At 35.5% G+C, this 17,737-nt stretch carries 14 protein-coding genes; 8 read left to right on the top strand and 6 right to left on the bottom strand.

Annotation, left to right across the window (positions count from 1 at the left end; genetic code table 11):
- Positions 1 to 16 precede the first annotated feature (16 nt).
- Together AC4AGG_RS03530 and AC4AGG_RS03525 are read left to right on the top strand one after the other, a co-directional pair.
- A complete protein-coding gene (locus tag AC4AGG_RS03530) occupies positions 17 to 199 on the top strand; it encodes a YdeI/OmpD-associated family protein (RefSeq protein ID WP_489770604.1) in 183 nt (60 codons plus the stop codon).
- 10 nt (positions 200 to 209) lie between these two features.
- Positions 210 to 1,208, top strand: a complete 999-nt coding sequence (locus tag AC4AGG_RS03525; RefSeq protein ID WP_489770602.1) for a DUF2931 family protein — start codon at positions 210 to 212, stop codon at positions 1,206 to 1,208.
- A gap of 46 nt (positions 1,209 to 1,254) precedes the next feature.
- Here the strand turns inward: AC4AGG_RS03525 and hemE are convergent, their stop codons facing one another.
- From hemE to hemA, 4 genes are read right to left on the bottom strand one after another with little or no spacing between them, the layout of a single operon-like run.
- Positions 1,255 to 2,283 (bottom strand): uroporphyrinogen decarboxylase, encoded by a 1,029-nt coding sequence (hemE, locus tag AC4AGG_RS03520; RefSeq protein ID WP_489770601.1) that lies wholly within the window; start codon positions 2,281 to 2,283, stop codon positions 1,255 to 1,257.
- An 8-nt stretch (positions 2,284 to 2,291) separates the two neighbouring features.
- Positions 2,292 to 2,966 carry a uroporphyrinogen-III synthase gene (locus tag AC4AGG_RS03515; protein ID WP_489770600.1) on the bottom strand — a complete coding sequence of 225 codons (675 nt, stop codon included), beginning with the start codon at positions 2,964 to 2,966 and terminating at the stop codon, positions 2,292 to 2,294.
- Between the two features lie 10 nt (positions 2,967 to 2,976).
- Positions 2,977 to 3,885 carry a hydroxymethylbilane synthase gene (hemC, locus tag AC4AGG_RS03510; protein ID WP_489770603.1) on the bottom strand — a complete coding sequence of 303 codons (909 nt, stop codon included), beginning with the start codon at positions 3,883 to 3,885 and terminating at the stop codon, positions 2,977 to 2,979.
- Complete coding sequence (gene hemA, locus AC4AGG_RS03505) at positions 3,872 to 5,146, bottom strand: glutamyl-tRNA reductase (RefSeq protein WP_489770599.1); 1,275 nt, start codon at positions 5,144 to 5,146, stop codon at positions 3,872 to 3,874. The genes hemC and hemA overlap by 14 nt, the downstream gene beginning before the upstream one ends.
- 348 nt (positions 5,147 to 5,494) lie before the next feature.
- On the opposite strand from hemA, the gene AC4AGG_RS03500 reads away from it, so the two are divergent.
- Genes AC4AGG_RS03500 through rodA form a run of 5 tightly spaced genes read left to right on the top strand, consistent with a single transcriptional unit; the run spans position 5,495 to position 11,167 of the window.
- Complete coding sequence (locus tag AC4AGG_RS03500; RefSeq protein ID WP_489770598.1) at positions 5,495 to 6,520, top strand: rod shape-determining protein; 1,026 nt, start codon at positions 5,495 to 5,497, stop codon at positions 6,518 to 6,520.
- A 25-nt stretch (positions 6,521 to 6,545) separates the two neighbouring features.
- On the top strand, positions 6,546 to 7,400 hold the full coding sequence (gene mreC / locus AC4AGG_RS03495; protein WP_489770597.1) for a rod shape-determining protein MreC: 855 nt from the start codon (positions 6,546 to 6,548) through the stop codon (positions 7,398 to 7,400).
- Positions 7,393 to 7,899: a rod shape-determining protein MreD gene (locus AC4AGG_RS03490; protein WP_489770596.1), complete on the top strand. Its 507-nt coding sequence runs from the start codon at positions 7,393 to 7,395 to the stop codon at positions 7,897 to 7,899. The genes mreC and AC4AGG_RS03490 overlap by 8 nt, the downstream gene beginning before the upstream one ends.
- The gene (locus AC4AGG_RS03485) at positions 7,896 to 9,938 is read left to right on the top strand and encodes a peptidoglycan D,D-transpeptidase FtsI family protein (protein WP_489770595.1); all 2,043 of its coding nucleotides are present in this window, start codon (positions 7,896 to 7,898) and stop codon (positions 9,936 to 9,938) included. The genes AC4AGG_RS03490 and AC4AGG_RS03485 overlap by 4 nt, the downstream gene beginning before the upstream one ends.
- Positions 9,938 to 11,167, top strand: a complete 1,230-nt coding sequence (gene rodA, locus AC4AGG_RS03480) for a rod shape-determining protein RodA (protein ID WP_489770594.1) — start codon at positions 9,938 to 9,940, stop codon at positions 11,165 to 11,167. Before AC4AGG_RS03485 ends, rodA begins: the two co-directional genes overlap by 1 nt.
- A gap of 585 nt (positions 11,168 to 11,752) precedes the next feature.
- On the opposite strand, the gene AC4AGG_RS03475 is transcribed toward rodA, so the two are convergent.
- Together AC4AGG_RS03475 and AC4AGG_RS03470 are read right to left on the bottom strand one after the other, a co-directional pair.
- A complete protein-coding gene (locus tag AC4AGG_RS03475; RefSeq protein WP_489770593.1) occupies positions 11,753 to 12,439 on the bottom strand; it encodes a C40 family peptidase in 687 nt (228 codons plus the stop codon).
- Between the two features lie 280 nt (positions 12,440 to 12,719).
- The gene (locus AC4AGG_RS03470) at positions 12,720 to 14,921 is read right to left on the bottom strand and encodes a glutamine synthetase III family protein (protein ID WP_489770592.1); all 2,202 of its coding nucleotides are present in this window, start codon (positions 14,919 to 14,921) and stop codon (positions 12,720 to 12,722) included.
- A gap of 219 nt (positions 14,922 to 15,140) precedes the next feature.
- Here AC4AGG_RS03470 and AC4AGG_RS03465 point away from each other — a divergent pair, with 219 nt between their 5' ends.
- Positions 15,141 to 17,648 (top strand): toxin-antitoxin system YwqK family antitoxin, encoded by a 2,508-nt coding sequence (locus tag AC4AGG_RS03465; protein ID WP_489770591.1) that lies wholly within the window; start codon positions 15,141 to 15,143, stop codon positions 17,646 to 17,648.
- Positions 17,649 to 17,737: the final 89 nt, after the last annotated feature.

The following is a 17,737-nucleotide window of genomic DNA, read 5'->3' as shown; positions in this document are numbered from 1 at the left end:
TTAATTTTTAAACAGGATCTTAAATCAAAACAAAAAAGCAAAAAAAGTCTTCGAAGACAAAACACCTGGCTACCGAAAAGAATATATCACTTGGATTACTGAAGCCAAAACAGAAGCAACACGCGATAAAAGAATTGCGCAAGCGGTAGAATGGATAGAAGAAGGTAAGACCCGAAATTGGAAGTATGAGCGGAAGTAGATCAATTCTTATGAAAAAAACTTTACTTTTAAAATCACTTCTCTTTTTCACAATCCTTAATGCTTTGACAATTTCTTGCGGCAAACCCAAATACCATTGGGAAGCGGGTATATCGGCACCTAAATATTATCCTGTTGCTGGGGTCAAGGTAGATTTTGGCAATGCAGGTAATGGCTGCATTACAAATTTTGATAACGGATGGGGAGATACTTACGGTGCTGTTGTGTCTGCTAATATTTTCAAAAAAATACCTGATTCTGTTTATATTGAATATTATAGTGCAGTAGAGGTGCTACAGTTTAATGGCAAAATTCCTTTACCTCAAGAACAATTAAAATCCTTGTTTAAGAAATATAATAAAAATAAAGACTCGTCTAGTGACTTGGTTGTTGGGATGGCTCCAGGAGGATGGGTTCGGGTTTGGTTTCAATCCTATGATAAAGAAGCAGATGACTATATAAATGTCGAAGTTGCAAAAAATCGGTTAAAAGGAATTAATGACGAAACGGTTAGTGAGGGTTTTAGAGACAAAAAATCTGACTTTTGGAAAAATTATAAAACGTATTGGCAACTTCATGGAGTGCCCTACGAAGCTTGGGCAGAAAATGAGAAAGAATATGATATTATGTTTGATTTTGAAAGACTCAATCCTCAAAACAAAATTATTGATGAAGCATATACTTCTTTGGACGGAACATTCTATTATGGAACAGCTTTTGGACATCTTATGAAAAGAAAAATTCCTGCAGATCTTATCTCAGTATGGAAATCGAAAAATGGTGACGGTTATTATCGTACCCACGTAACTTTCCCAAAAAATTTCTCCAAAATTATCGAAGAGCGATATCCTAAAAAATTAGTAATAACATTAGAGATCGAAGACGATGATCAACATGGTATCATTTATATTACCACCGATGGAAAACAAGAAAAGCTATTGAGATTTAAGAATTATCCAACAACGGATTCGACAGTATTTACAAAAGAAATAGAGTACTTTATTCCATAAAAAAAGAGGAAAAAATTTCCTCCTTTATATTTCGTCAACTAAAATTTTAGTTTTGCCTCCACTCTACTACTGCGCGGATAAATGCTTCCGCATTTTCAACAGGAATATTAGGCAAAATTCCGTGTCCTAGATTAGCAATATATCGATCTTTCCCAAAACGATTTATCATCTCATGGACCATCTTTCTAATCGTCTCCGGCGTCGAATGAAGTCGAGCGGGATCAAAATTTCCCTGTAACGTTACATTATGATTGGTTAACGTTCTAGCGAATTCTGGTGTAATGGTCCAATCTACTCCCAAAGCAGAAACGGGACTCATTGTCATTTCTTCCAACGCAAACCAACATCCCTTTCCAAAAACAACAACATGGGTTACTTTTGAAAGTTCATCAACAATTTGTTTAATATATTTCCATGAGAACTCGTTATAATCTTCTGGCGAAAGCATTCCGCCCCATGAATCAAAAATCTGAACGGCAGAAACTCCTTTCTCTACTTTTCTCTTAAGGTAAGCAATGGTAGTATCAGTAATTTTTTGCAATAGAAGATGCGCTGCTTCCGGCTGTTGGAAACAGAATCCTTTAGCGATATCGAATGATTTAGAACCTTTCCCTTCTACACAATAACACAAAAGTGTCCATGGAGAACCTGCGAAACCTATCAATGGAATCTCATTATCCAATTTCAGCAAAGTTAATTCGATGGCATCAAAGACATAACCCAAAGTATCATTAACATCAGGAACCACAATCTCGTTAACTTGTTCTGCTGTTCTAATAGGATTATCCAACCAAGGACCAACACTTTCCTTCATTTTGAAATCAATTCCCATAGCTTGTGGAACCACCAAAATATCGGAAAACAAAATTGCTGCATCAAGTGGAAATCTTCTGATGGGTTGTACTGTGATTTCAGCAGCTAATTCTGGCGTTTGACAACGAGTGAAGAAATCGTATTGGTCTCTAAGAGCAATGAACTCAGGCAAATATCTTCCCGCCTGTCTCATCATCCAAACCGGAGGTCTTTCAACAGTCTCACCTCGCAAAGCCTTTAGGTATAAGTCGTTCTTTATCATGCAGTAATTTACAGTTTCTTATTAATTAATTCTATCAAGTCTTCCAAATTGCTTTCTTCGGAAGTATAAATTTTCTGATTGGTGAGTTTTTTCAAAGCTTTGGTTGTTGTATTTCCGATTGAGAAAATCTTCTTTCCTTCCAAGCTGTTATGTTTTGTAAAACTCTTGGTTCCACTAGGACTGAAAAACACAACCGCATCATACTGATGCGAATATTGAGGATAAACCAAAAGTGTCTCGTAGACTTCCACCTTCTTGTAATCGACATCTTGCAAAGGAAGTTGGGTATCCAATACATCTAATGTTAGATTTCCACAAAAATGAATAAATCGTTCATCGGCAGCTTTATCAACAATAAAATCAGCTAAATCTTGAGCGTGCTTCTTCATTTTGAAAGTCCCAAAACCGTAACTTCTGATTTTCTTTTTGGTTTTTTTTCCAACACAATACACCTTATTAAAGTGCTTTCCGAGAAAATCTTCATTAGGCTGGAAACCATTGGAGAAAAACCCATCTACCGCATTAACACTCGTGAAAATTAAAGATTTCCCCTTCAAATCAAAAGGTTTTACTTCTTTAAATTTATAGTTTAAAACCTCAACGAAATCATAATCTAATTTCTTATTGAGTTTCTCTGAAATGAGTTTTTTTTCTAAATTTTTCTTGGTAAAAAGTATCTTCATTGGAATCCTACTACAATTGACCTTTTATCACTTCCATCATTTCCTTTCCCCCTTGATTCAGTACATTGTGAGCAATCATTTCTCCGAAATTATCATTTGGGTTCCATTGGAAAACCTCTTCCACCTCAATCATTTCTTTTCCATCCAATGAACACAGACGCCCTTTGAATCTAACTTCTCCATTAATCAACTCCGCAAAAGCACCTATTGGAGCCGTACAACCACCTTCCAAAGTCTTTAGGAAGTTACGTTCAACATCAATACATATCTGCGTACGATGATCGTTCATGGTTTCAACGACCTTTTTAGTTTTAGCATCATCAATTCGAGAAGCTACTGCAATAACCCCTTGTGATGGAGCAGGAAGCATCATCGGAAGATATTCATAATCGATATGCATATCCATTCTTTTGATTCCCGCCAAAGAAAAAATAGTTGCATCCGCTAAACCTTCTTCTAACTTAGCTAATCTAGTTTGCACATTCCCTCGAATATCACAAAATTCAGCTTGAGGAAACTCTCTTTTCCAAAAAGCTCGTCTTCTCAAACTACTGGTAGCAATCTTTAACTCGTGTAACTCTTTTCCAACAGCTTTAGAATTCCTTACTAAAACATCTTGCGGAAAATCTCGCTCTAACACTGCGGAAATTTCAATATTATTAGGAAGTTGAGTCGGAACATCCTTCAAAGAATGTACAGCAATATCAATTTCATCATTCAACAAGGCGACATCTAAATCTTTAGTGAAAACACCAGTAATACCCAATGAATAAAGGGGTTGATTAAGATTCTTATCCCCAGAAGAAACAATGGGAATAATATCTGTTGTATAATTTTGATTTTGTAGATTTCTGGCAACTTCACGAGCTTGCCAAAGCGCAAGAGGAGAATTACGAGTTCCTATTCTAATTGCTTTCATCATTTTTGGGATTGAGTTGTTCCACCATTATTTCATTCATCAACTTACTGACCTCATCAGCTTTGTGCGGATTCTCGATTATATATTTTGCAAACCTTCCAATAATTTTATCAATTACTCTGTCGGAGAGTTCCATATCTTCTATGGAAGCGTAACGATATTTCTTATGAATACTATGTAATTCATTATTTTCGATATTTTTAAGCACAGCCTTGAAATGGTGAATCTTCGGAGCCATCTTTCTCTTCTTTTCCCATTCCAAAAATTCTTTCAGCATTTCTTTAATAATATTTTCTGCTTTCGGAACTTCTTTTCTCCTTTGTTCAATCGTTTCGCGAACACTTAATGACAATCCGTCAACATCTATCAAACTTACATTTTGGTTCTCTGTGATGTCTTTCTCCACGTTGTTTGGAATCGAAAGGTCTATTACCAAAGTCTCTTTCCCATTCGGGAAGTGAGATTTATTAATAATTGGATGCTGCGCTCCCGTTGCTACAATAAGGATATCCGTATTCTTAAGCTCTTCGTTGAAGTCCTTAAAGTCAATATGCGGAATATTATATTTTTCAGCAATTTTTTCAGCTTTCTCAGCGGTTCTGTTGGCAATCTTGATTTTGGGTTGACGAATATGCTTCACCAAGTTCTCCACGGTATTTTGTCCAATCTCACCGGTTCCCAATAACAGTATGTTTTTTTGCGAAACAGATTGCTTTTGACTAAGAATATAGTGTACTGCTGCATAAGAAACCGAAGCGGCACCATTAGAAATACCGGTTTCATTTTTGATTTTCTTAGAAATCTGAATGGCAGAATTAATCGCTCGCTCCAAATAAGGATTGGAGTTAGCCCTTTCTTTTTTGAAACGATTGTAGGCATTTTTGATCTGTCCAATCACTTCAAAATCGCCAAGAATTTGACTTTCTAGACCTGCAGAAACTCTAAATAGATGTTGTAGTGCCTCTTCCCTATTGTAAATTTTTGCATACTGCATAAACTCCGAAAGGGGTACATCAATGGTCTGACAATAGCGCTCTGCAATAAGCAAATAGTTAGCAGTTGTGGTATATATTTCCGTCCTGTTACAAGTCGAAACCACAAAAGCATCTCCTAATTGCTCCTCATGAATTCCGTTGACAAATTCCTTAATGTGATCATCAAAAAAAGCAAATTTTCCTCTAACCGAGGCGTCAGCTTTTTCATAGCTGATGCTTAGTACAGAGAAATTGGCAGTACGATGAAAGGCGGAAATGGAATTCATAAAACAGCTGCAAATTTACTGAATTAAAAATAAATTAAAAGAAATCTCAAAGATTTCAGAAGCTACATTTCAATAAAATCCAAATTTTCTGACCAACACATCAAAAAGGCGACCTCAAATTCACTTAGTAAAAATTAATCTTTCGAAAATCACTCAATTTAAAACATAAAGTTCAGCATGTCTCTAAAACAATATTGTATTTTTTTGATTTACAGCACAATAAATATAAAAATTTAAAGTTATAAATAATATGCATTTTAATAAAATTTTAACCAAATATTTTCAAAAGCCATTATAATAATGCGTATAAAATTTATATCTTTGTGGACTAAAATTTAGAAGAAAGAAATGGGATTATTTGACATGTTTACGCAAGAGATTGCGATAGACTTAGGAACAGCTAATACACTTATCATACACAATAATAAAATCGTTATTGACCAGCCTTCTATTGTTGCAATAGAACGTTCAACTGGGAAACCAATTGCAGTTGGAGAAGAGGCAAAACACATGCAAGGAAAAACTCACGAAGATATCAAGACTATCCGCCCACTTAAAGATGGAGTTATTGCGGATTTCCACGCTTCTGAACATATGATTAAGGAATTCATCAAAAAAATTCCGAACATCAAAGGAAAATTAATTCAACCCGCTTTAAGAATCGTTATCTGTATTCCTTCTGGAATTACTGAGGTAGAAAAGCGTGCTGTAAGAGACTCTGCGCAAAAAGTGAATGCGAAAGAAGTTAGATTGATTTATGAACCAATGGCTGCGGCAATAGGAGTTGGAATCGATGTACAGAAACCAGAAGGTAACATGATTATTGACATAGGTGGTGGTACCACTGAAATCGCTGTAGTTGCTTTAGGAGGTATTGTTTGTGACAAATCTGTAAAAATCGCTGGTGACGTGTTTACCAATGATATCGCTTATTACTTAAGAACACACCATAATTTATATATTGGAGAAAGAACCGCTGAAAGAGTAAAAATTGAGGTTGGTTCTGCAGTTGAAGAACTAGATGTTGACATCGAAGACATCCCTGTGCAAGGACGTGACCTTATTACAGGAAAACCAAAAGAAATTATGGTTGGTTACAAAGAAATTGCAAAAGCATTAGACAAATCTATCATCCGAATCGAAGATGCAGTAATGGAAACCCTTTCCCTTACTCCACCAGAATTGGCAGCAGATATTTATAAAACAGGAATTTACCTTGCAGGGGGAGGAGCTCTTTTAAGAGGTCTTTCTGATCGTATTCACAAGAAAACAGGACTACCTGTTTTTGTAGCAGAAGATCCTTTGAGAGCAGTAGTTAGAGGAACTGGTATTGCCTTGAAAAATATGGACAAATTCAAATTCTTGATTAAATAAAAAATAAATTTCGTTACTTTTTGGGATGGGTTTTTTGCTGAGATTATTTTCGAAGAACGGATTACTCCTGCTCTTTTTGTTGTTGCAAGTGATTGCAATAGGTTTGATTTTTAGCAGAAACTCTATGCAGCAATCTTGGATCGCGGCACAATCAGCAGCACTTAATTCGAGAGTCTCCGGATATATTGACGAAACCACATCTTACTTACAGCTTAAGGAAACCAACGAACAGTTGGTTGCTCAAAACAAACGGCTGATGACTCAGCTTTACGGAAAAGAAGCTGCAAAAAGTCCGTCTTTCAGAAAAGTTCATGACACTATTGGAGGTGGACAAATCTATACTTTTGTTGATGGCGAAATTGTTTTTAACAGTATTAACAGAAAAGACAACTACTTTACCATCAATCGAGGAAACAGAGACGGAGTTTATCCAAAGATGGGAGTTATCGCACCAAACGGAATTGCTGGAATCGTTATCAATACCACCAAAAATTACGCCTTGGTTCAATCTGTATTGAGTGTTAATAAAATCAAAATCAATGCTGCATTGAAAAATTCAGGATATTTTGGTACACTAACATGGAATGGGGAAAACTCAAGAATAATGCACCTTGCAGATATTCCAAAATATGTTCCTATCAAAGTTGGTGACACGATAGAGACTGATGGTAAATCCTCAATTTTCCCGAAGGGAATTATGATTGGAAAGATCTCTGGATATGAAGTCGATCCCAAAACAGGATATTTTGACATATCCGTAGAACTAAGCGAAAAGATGGGAAAACTGAGCAAAATTTACGTTATCAAAAATCTTAAAAAAGCTGAAGTACAAAAAATTCAGGATACATTACAAGCGACTATAGATAGAGAAGATGATTAGCAGAACCATTTTTACCGATATTTTGTTAATTGCTTTGCTCATCGCATTGCAAGTATTTGTACTTAACCGAATCAACCTTTTCGGTGAGTATACTCCTGTTATCTATCCTGTATTTGTGATGTTCTACCCCTTCTTCAGAAACAAATATCAGTTTCTTATTTTGAGCTTTTTACTAGGTTTAGGAGTGGACTCTTTCATGGGAACTTGGGGAATCAATGCATTTGCAACAGTTACAATCGCATATTTCAGAACTATCATTTTCCGAACCTCAACAGAAACTTCAACGGATTTCTTTTCGTTCAGTTCGTTACAGTGGGGACAATTTTTGCTATTTATATTTTCTAGTATATTTTTTCACCAGTTAATGGTTCAGTATATTGAATTCTTTAAGCTGTCACGATTTTTTGATATTTTCTTGAACGTATTGATTTCGAGCATAATTTCATTTATATTTATCATCGTTTACGCCATGATATTTAAAATCAAGCAAAGAATTTGAAACCACAATATTTAAAAATCACCGCTACTCTTTCCATCATTGCTATTATCTTCATAGCAAGGCTGGCGTGTTTGCAACTTTTCACAGATCGATACGCACTCAACGCGGCCAATACCTCTATCAAGAAGGAATATGACATCCCACAAAGAGGAATTATCTTCGACAGAAATGGAAAAATCTTGGTTGGAAACCAACCTTCTTATGAGATTCTCTTTACACCAATTCTTTTAAAAAAAGATTTCGACAGTCTAGAAATTTGTCATCTATTTAAGATTAGTCCACAAGAATACCATTCTAGAATGAATCAAATCCGAAAAGGATTGAAAGAAAAAAAATTCTTTAAGCTTAATGCTATCCCTTTTATGAAGGAATTGACCAGAGAAGATGTTGCAAGAATCCAAGAAGTTATTTTCAAATATCCAGCTTTCAGTATCGTTTCTCGACCAGTGAGGAGATATGAAGTTGCTACATCGGGAAATCTTTTGGGTTACACTAATGAGATCAACACTGCCGAAATCAAAAAAGATTCTACATATTACATCCCAGGTGATATGATCGGAAAAAACGGTGTTGAAAAAGCATATGAAAAAGTTCTTCGTGGAGAAAAGGGAATAAAATATATCCAGAAAGATATTAAACTTCGTGATGTTGGCCCTTACAAAAACGGAACTCTTGATATCGAGAAAGTAACTGGGAAAGATGTTACCCTCACCATCGATTACGACCTGCAAAGAATGGCTGAGGAAATGCTAGTCAACAAGCATGGGGCTATTGTAGCACTTGATCCAAGTAACGGAGAAATTTTGGTCATGGCAACTGGACCAGATGTAGATCCTAATCTATTTACTAGTGCTGATAAATCAAAAAATCTTTCGAGATTGGTTAATGACACTATCTACGAAAACAAGCCAATGTTTGATCGTTCTATCCAGGCGGCTTATCCACCAGGATCGACATTTAAACTTTTAACAGCTCTTTCCGCCATGCAAATGGGAGTTATGAACGAGAAAACAGTTTTCCCTTGTGGAGGAGGATTCTATTATCGAGGCCTTAGAATTAAAGGTCACGGAGGTGCAGATCCACTTGTGCCTGCAATACAAGTTTCTAGTAACTGCTACTTTTCTCACGCATATCTATCCATAGTTAACAAATACCCTAACAATCCTTCTAAAGGTGTTGATGAATGGAGAGCTATCATGAAGAGCTTCGGACTTGGAGATTACATGAATAATGATTTGGCTGTGGGAGCTCCTGGAAAAATTCCTTCTGGTGCATATTATGAAAAAGTCCAAGCAAGAATAAACAAAGCTTCTGGTTCCACCAAAGACGGAAAAAATTGGGATCCTTTACCTACTGGTGCTGTCTTCAATGGAATGGGACAAGGAGATATTATGCTTACACCTCTGCAAATGGCCAACTTTACAGCTGCAATTGCCAATAAAGGTTGGTACTACACTCCTCATATCGTAAAATCTATTGATGGAAAACCTAATCCTGACCCACGTTTTAAGGTTAAACATAAAACTTTGGTAGACGAAAAGTATTTTGAACCCGTACTCAAAGGAATGGAAGCCGTAGTACTTAGAGGAACAGCCGCTAGACTAAAAACCAAAGACTTTACTCAACTTGCAAAAACAGGTACCGCTCAGGTTCCACAAGGGAAAGATAATTCAATTTTTGTTTTGATTGCCCCTGCAGATAATCCAAAAATCGTGGTGGCTGCAGTAATGGAACACGCAGGCTTTGGGGCAACTTATGCGGGTCCAGCATGTACGTTGATAGCTGAAAAATTTTTGACAGGCGAAGTTAAAAGAACAGGAATGCTCAACAACTTAGTGCGAGCTAATTTTATGCCTGAATACAAACGACAATGGATAAAACATCTTAAGAAAATAGGAAAATACGTACCACCTAATCAAGATTCAATTCGATTGTTAAAGATCGAAGACAGCTTGAAAAATGTAACCAACGCAGCACTCAAAGCTGAACTTCTTTTGAAAAAAGATTCTATTTCTAAAAAATTGCAAAAAACGAAATAATGAGGTGGTGGGAAGGAATAGATAGACTTGGACTAGGGCTTTACTTATTGCTCTGTATCTTTGCAGTGCTCAACATCTACAGTGTGGATGTAGATTTAGGAAAGAAACAACTTATTTTTCTCTGCATCTCCATTGTTGTTGGATTGGTGATTTTTGCTTTAAGAGCAAAATTCTTTGAAAACATGGCAGGTATCTTCTATATAGGAGGTGTTCTTCTATTGGTCGGACTGCACTTTTTCGGGACCGAAATTCTTGGTCAGAAAAACTGGTACAAGTTCGGCTCTTTTACAATGCAACCCGTTGAATTTGCCAAAATAGGAACCGCCTTAATGTTGGCCAACTATGTGTCAGGACCAGACTTTAATCCTAATTACAGAAAATCTATTTGGACCGCACTGGCTATCATTGGTGTTCCCGCTTTTGTGGTGTTGACAATCCCCGATGTAGGTTCCCTTCTTGTTTTTGGTGCTTTTGCTATTGCTTTGTATAGAGAAGGACTAAGTGGATGGTTATTTGGTGTTGTAGGTATTCTAGGACTCGTTTTCTGTCTCTCATTAGCTATCAATCCTATATATATATTTGCAGGAATCACCCTCATCTATGTAGGTTACATCTTCTTCAACTACTATAAAATGTCATGGAATATAATTTCCATAGCCTCGATTGTTGGAACTTATTTGCTACTTGTTGGCTTGGCTTTTGGCTCCAAATTTATTTTAGAAAAAATGCCAACGCACCAAAGAGAGCGTATTGCAGTATTGTATGAGGGAGAAAAAAAATTCCGTGATACTTCTGGTTATAATCTTTTATATTCCAAAACAGCAATTGGTTCTGGAGGTTTCTTTGGAAAGGGATACAAACAAGGTTCTGTAACAAGGGGTAAATTCGTCCCAGAACAAGAAACCGACTATATTTTTTGTACAGTTGGTGAAGAATGGGGCTTCTTTGGAAGTTCACTATTGGTATTGTTGTATGCTGTCTATATCGGTAGAATTTATTACCTATCCGAACAACAAAAATCAATATTTAACAGAGTTTTTGGATATAGCTTTGCATCGATATTACTCATGCACTTTTCGATTAATTTAGGAATGGTTATGGGGCTCTTTCCAACTGTCGGAATCCCACTTCCCTACTTTAGTTATGGAGGAAGTTCGCTTTTGGCGTTTTCAATCATGACCTTTATTTTCTTTAAACTCAATTACAACGACAAAAATTCTTTGGTTTAAATATCCAATCTTACTTCGAATTTAATTGAAGGAGATTTCGTTTTTCTATTCTTAAATACAGCTAAAATTTGAGTAATAAAAGATTATTACGCTTTTAATATCCGCTAATGTCAACATTGGAAAATTCTACAACACTGTAGAATTTTAAATAATCTTAGTTACACTCAATAAGACTCTTTTGATTCGAGATACTAATAAGCCTAAAAGGTGTAGTGCTTTATGAAAAGAGCCAGACTTCAAGCGTTGTAAATAAATGAGACTAAATTCTCCATTCAAGTTGACTGAAATATGACTCAACTATAGTCAATTCTATTTAAAATGTCATGCTGACGAAGGAAGCATCTATATAGATTCTTCGACTCCACTTCAGAACTTCGTTCGCAGACCTTCAGTCTGTGCTCAGAATGACAAACAAATATATCATGACAAATTATTAAGATTTAACTATATCTTAAAAAAATGGAGATTAAAACTCTATTTATGATAGAAAATATTCCATAAGCCTTAATCCAATAAAAGTGTCTTTATCAAAAAAGCCTTCCAAAAATGGAAGGCTTTCATATTTATATTAGTAAAAACTAAGTTCTAATTATTTGCTAAATTAGATGGAGCTGTCATATTTTCTCCGATTACCCTTTTAGCAAATCTAAATCTCGGTCCCCAATAACTATCATTTAGCGACGAAATCATCACTCCACTTGAAGTTGCTGCATGGATAAATTTAATTTCTCCTTCTTCAGTAACATCTTCCACGATTCCAACATGAGCAATACCTCTACCATGTGAGAAAAATAACAAATCTCCTTTCTCAATTTGATCTCTCTCCACTTTTTCTCCTTCTTGTGCTTGAGACTTAGCTACTCTAGGAAGTTGCATATTTGCCGCTGCTCCAAAAACTGCTAAGACAAATGCCGAACAATCAATCCCGTTTCTTGTTGTCCCACCATAACGATAAGGAGTCCCAAGATAAGTCTGAGCTTCTACTAAAATATTATCAATTAAAGTAGCATGCTTAATTGCATTAGTAATATTGTTATTCTTGATGGAATTGTTAGCGTTCTCGATTCTTGCCACCTTATCAGAAGCAAAACTATTAACTAAGATTTTTTTGTTGTGCTCTAATCTTTTAGCATCTAATTCAGAAATTTTGGCATCTGATTTGTAATCCTTGTTGTAGATTGCTGGCTCAGCAACAACGTAGTTGGTAACACAAGACTGAAGAGAAAATACAGAAATAATTAATGTTAAGTAAAAAAAGATTCTTTTTGTCATATTAATCTGTTTCTTTCGATTAGATTTTTTATTTAAAGCTGAGCAAAAGTAAATATTACTTAAAAGATAGAACTCCTTTGAAAATTCAAAAGAGTTCTTTTTAACATAATTTAACAAATACGCCCTGATATTCCCCAAATTTTAACCTCCTTTATAACTTTTAGGGTGTTTTTCCTGTAGTTTTTTTAAGATTTATTAACACGAAAAATAGCATCTATTTTTTCTTAAAAAAACCAAAAAATGAGACAAAAAAAATCCTGCAAAATGCAGGACTTTTTTACTATCTAGTGAACAATAATTCACGGTATTTGGTCATTGGCCAAAGCTCATCATCAACCATCATTTCTAGGTTATCACTTGCCTCTCTGATACCATCAAACAAAGGCTTCACTTTGTTACAATAAGCTTCTGCTTGCTTTTGACCTCCAGATACATTTTTAGCTTTATCTTTCTCAATCAAAAGGTTATCAACACCTACCTTGATTGCTGAAACATTTTCAGAAATTTGGGTAATTAGACTCAATTGCTCTTTTGCCAAACCTTTGAATTCTTTTTCGCCAAAAATTTCTTTCAATCCTTTAACATTATCAATCAATCTATTTTGATAATTAAGTGCTGCAGGAATAATGTGGTTTCTTGCAATATCAGCTAAAACTCTCGCTTCGATATCGATTACTGTAGAATATTTTTCTAACTTGATTTCGTTTCTTGCTTCATACTCACGGTGAGAATAGATTCCCAACTCTTCGTATAATTCAACGAATTTCTTGTCCATTTCTTGTTTCAAAGCTTCTGGGGTAGTCTTCAAGTTATTAAGACCTCTCTTTTTAGCTTCTTTAGCCCAATCGTCAGAATATCCATCACCTTCGAACATGATATTCTTAGACTTCTTGATATACTCTCTTAAAACGTTAAAAATTGCCTCGTCTTTCTTCAATCCTTTTTTCTCGATTAAAGCATCCACTTCAGCTTTGAAAGTCTTCAATTGTTTCGCAACAATAACATTCATTACAGTCATTGGTTCTGCACAGTTTGCAGAAGAACCTACTGCTCTAATTTCGAACTTGTTACCCGTGAACGCAAATGGAGAAGTCCTGTTTCTGTCAGTGTTATCTAAAAGAATTTCTGGAATTTTACCAACAACATTTAATTTCAATTCGGTTTTTTCTTCTGGAGAAAGTTTTCCGTCAGTTACTTTTTCAAGTTCAGACAAAACGCTGAAAAGTTGAGTTCCGATAAATGCAGAAATAATCGCAGGAGGAGCTTCGTTAGCACCTAATCTGTGGTCATTACTTGCAGAAGCAATACTTGCTCTTAACAAATCTGCATAATCATGTACCGCCTTCAAAGTATTCACAAAGAAAGTCAAGAACTGAAGGTTCTTTTTAGGATTTTTTCCAGGACTTAAAAGGTTTTCACCTGTATCTGTACTCAAAGACCAGTTATTGTGCTTTCCACTTCCGTTAACACCAGCAAATGGCTTTTCGTGGAACAAAATATGGAAATGATGTTTGTGAGCTACTCTCGCCATCACATCCATCAATAATGAATTATGGTCTACAGCAACGTTAGCTTCTTCAAACATTGGAGCCAACTCAAACTGATTAGGAGCTACCTCGTTGTGTCTTGTCGTTACAGGAATTCCCAATTTCATACATTCGATTTCCAATTCCTTCATGAAGTTCATGACTCTTGTTGGAATAGAACCGAAATAATGGTCATCCAATTGTTGTCCTTTTGCCGGAGAATGTCCTAATAAAGTTTTACCTGTTAATACTAAGTCTGGTCTTGAGGTGTACAAAGCAGAATCAACCAAGAAATACTCTTGCTCCCAACCCAAAGTCGGAACTACCTTTGTTACGTTCTTATCAAAATAAGCTTTACAAACGTCAGTTGCTGCTTCATCAACAGCGTGAAGAGCTCTTAACAAAGGTGTTTTGTAATCTAAAGTCTCTCCTGTATATGAAATAAATATTGATGGAATACATAAAGTGGTCCCCATAATGAAAGCTGGCGAAGTTGGATCCCAAGCGGTATAACCTCTTGCTTCAAAAGTATTACGGATTCCTCCATTAGGAAAAGATGAAGCATCTGGCTCCTGTTGGATTAACATACCACCATTGAATCTTTCGATTGCTCTTCCTCCTTCAATCGGAGTAAAGAATGAATCGTGCTTTTCAGCTGTAGCACCCGTCAAAGGCTGAAACCAGTGCGTGTAATGCGTAGCTCCTTTCGACAAAGCCCAATCTTTCATCGCTACTGCAACCTGATCTGCAATATGTCGCTGTATTTTAGTACCTTTCTTAATAGCATCCATGATTGAACCGAATGCTTCTTTGGTCAAATACTCTCTCATTGTCTGCTCCGAAAATACATTTTCACAAAATAACTCGGACAGTTTTTTAGGAACTTCAACGAAATTATCCTTTCTAAAGTTCTTAAAAGGCAACTCAGCAAGTGCTTTAAATCTCAATGTTGACATTTTATATATTTTTTGATGGGCAAATTTACGAAAAATATTAAAATGAAAATATTTAACCCCAAATTTTAAAGACCATTTTTAAAAATTTAAATAAATTTTAACACACACCCCTACATTTTCTTATCGAATACTTGAATTTTGCCAACGAATAAAAAAACGTTGTTTCAAAAACCGTCATAACTTTTAAATATATTTAGCTTTGCAAATAAAAACACTTCAATGATTAATAAATTCTTGACTCTAACAGCTTTCTTGTGCTTCCATGTCTTGTTTTCGCAAAAATCAGAACCTATCTATTTTGATAAAGACTGGAAGGTTACCACCAAAGACAATGCTTCGTTTTATAGATTAACTCCGATTAAGGAATTGGGAGAACTACAACTTCTTCAGGACTATTACCTCAACGGAACACAGCAATTTGAAGGATATACCAAAAAGAACAACGAAGAAAAATATGTGGGTGACATTGTTTGGTATGACGAAAACGGTAACGATGACACTTTTAGACAATATCGTAATGATACCAAAAATTCAGTATTGACTTATTATCATTCTAACGGAAAAATCAGAAAAAAAGTTTGGTACAAAGATGGGGTAAAAGATGGAGAAACTATTATTTACGCAAAGGACGGAAGCACCTTAATGAAGGGAATCTATTCCAAAGGAAAACCTGTAAGCGGAGATTTTGAAAATGTAAGAAATAGTGAGGATTATGATAATTATGTAGAGCCCGTTGAAATCAATGAAGTAGCACCTTCAACATTTTATCCACCACCGCCACCACCTGCACCTGCAAAATCAATAACCGTCGAAGTAAAACCTCCAACGGAACCCTCTGATACAGCTGAAAATCCAAAACCGGAAAAAAAAGTTAAAGCTGAAAAAAGAAAAACAATCACAGAAAAAATTTTTTGGGCAGATTCAAAACAATTGGCGCAAGAAACCATATACGAACTGGGATTTTACAGATCCCAACCTATTCAACAAAAAAATTATGACCAATCAGGAAAGCTCGTTCAATCCTTAAATGAGGAAAATTTTTCAGAATACGGATATGATATAAAGAATGGAAACCTATACACCTATTACCTTCACAACAATTTTGCAACAGGAATCCGATCCATTACCAAATATGTAGAAGAAAATAAATCGGGAAAATCGACATCTTACTTTCCCAACGGAAAAATCGCCGCTGAAACCAATTTTGTTAAAGACTATAAAGAAGGAGAAGAAATTATATTCTCGGAAAATGGAACTGTTAAAAGCAAGAGGATTTACAAAGAAAACGAGCCGGTAGAAGGTAATTTCGACGAACGCAAAGGCGAATTCACCATTAATGTCAATTATGTTAAAGCTAAAAAGGAAGGAGAAGCCATTGCAAAAAATGAAGAAGGAGAAATTATAGCTCGCGGAATTTACAAAGATGGAAAACCTTTCAACGGTACTTTTATCGAGGACAGTCAAGAAGACTCCAACGATTATGAATTCAACAATATCGAAAACTTCAAAAAGGTTGGATTGCAGAAAATTTTCAGTTATCGTTTGGACTATCTTGAAAAAACCTACACTGTTAAAGATGAAAAACTCAATGGCCCTGTAACTTTCTACGAAAACGAAAAGCCAACTGCAACAATTGACTATAAAAATGACGAACCCTACAATGGGACATTGATAGACGGAGATAAGTCCGCTACTTACAAAAATGGAAAAATTGCTGTAGAAACATTTTACAAAGACGACTACGGAGACAAAAACGAAGACAACATCAAGAAACAAGAGTTCTTTGACAATGGAGTTATATCTAAAGTGAGTAATCGTTCTTTCTTCATCACAGATGATCCCAAAAAGTCATACGAAGGCATTTACAAAAACGGAAAGCCTTTTTCTGGGTACTTTGTAACCGACTACAGCCATGAATTCGAGCAAGTTGATTTTTACGAAAATGGCGAAAAGAAATTTCAGTACTCCAATAATTATCTTCAAAATATGGATAATTACAGATTTCAGGAATACAATATTAAGGCGACCTACAAAAATGGAAAAATCTATGATGGTCCCGAATACACTTTACAAGATAGACAGTTCATTACCAAAAATTATAAAAATGGCGTGCTACAAAGCTTTGACTGGGACTTATTCGCCATGCATTACTTCAACAGAATCCATTTTGAATTGAAAGGAAACACGATTGAAATCAGCGATATGAATTCCCAAAAAACAGCTTCCATGAAAATCGAACCTAATTCAAAGGAACTTAATATCGACGGAAAAACCTTTTTCTCTTCCAAATCTACTCCTCCAACTACAGAAAATCAGGGTACAAGACTAGTGCTTTATTATCTTGAAAACGGAAAAGTAACCTCCAAAACCATTGATTCTAATGAGGAACAAATCCAAAACGAAGAATACAACCATGGAATGGACATGTTATACAAAATATTTTACGCCATCAGATCAGGCACAAAAAATGCTCAACAAGTTTTCAATGAACTTGGAGAGGATATAGGAACAGAAAATTGGTTGAAAAGTCTTGAAAACGATGACATTCTTACAGGAATTAGGTACAACGACTCTGGCAAACCATATGAGGGAGTCTTAGTAGAACCCAACAAAGACAATACTTACTCCATCAAACTGTACCTTGAAGGACAACTGAAAAAACAAAAAGAAAAAGTTAGTATCCAAAACCTTCCTCAAGAAATCGAGAAACTATCCAAATTGGATTAATAATCTTCTGATTAAAGAAAATAGGGTGAAATGAATTGAAATCAAAATAATTTCACCCTACAAAATCAGGTGTTTTACCTTTTGGTGAG

It is taken from the genome of Chryseobacterium sp. CG10_8 (genome assembly GCF_058117085.1).
Note: the sequence above shows the minus strand (reverse complement) of the source record. Positions and strands in the feature narration are given on the sequence as shown.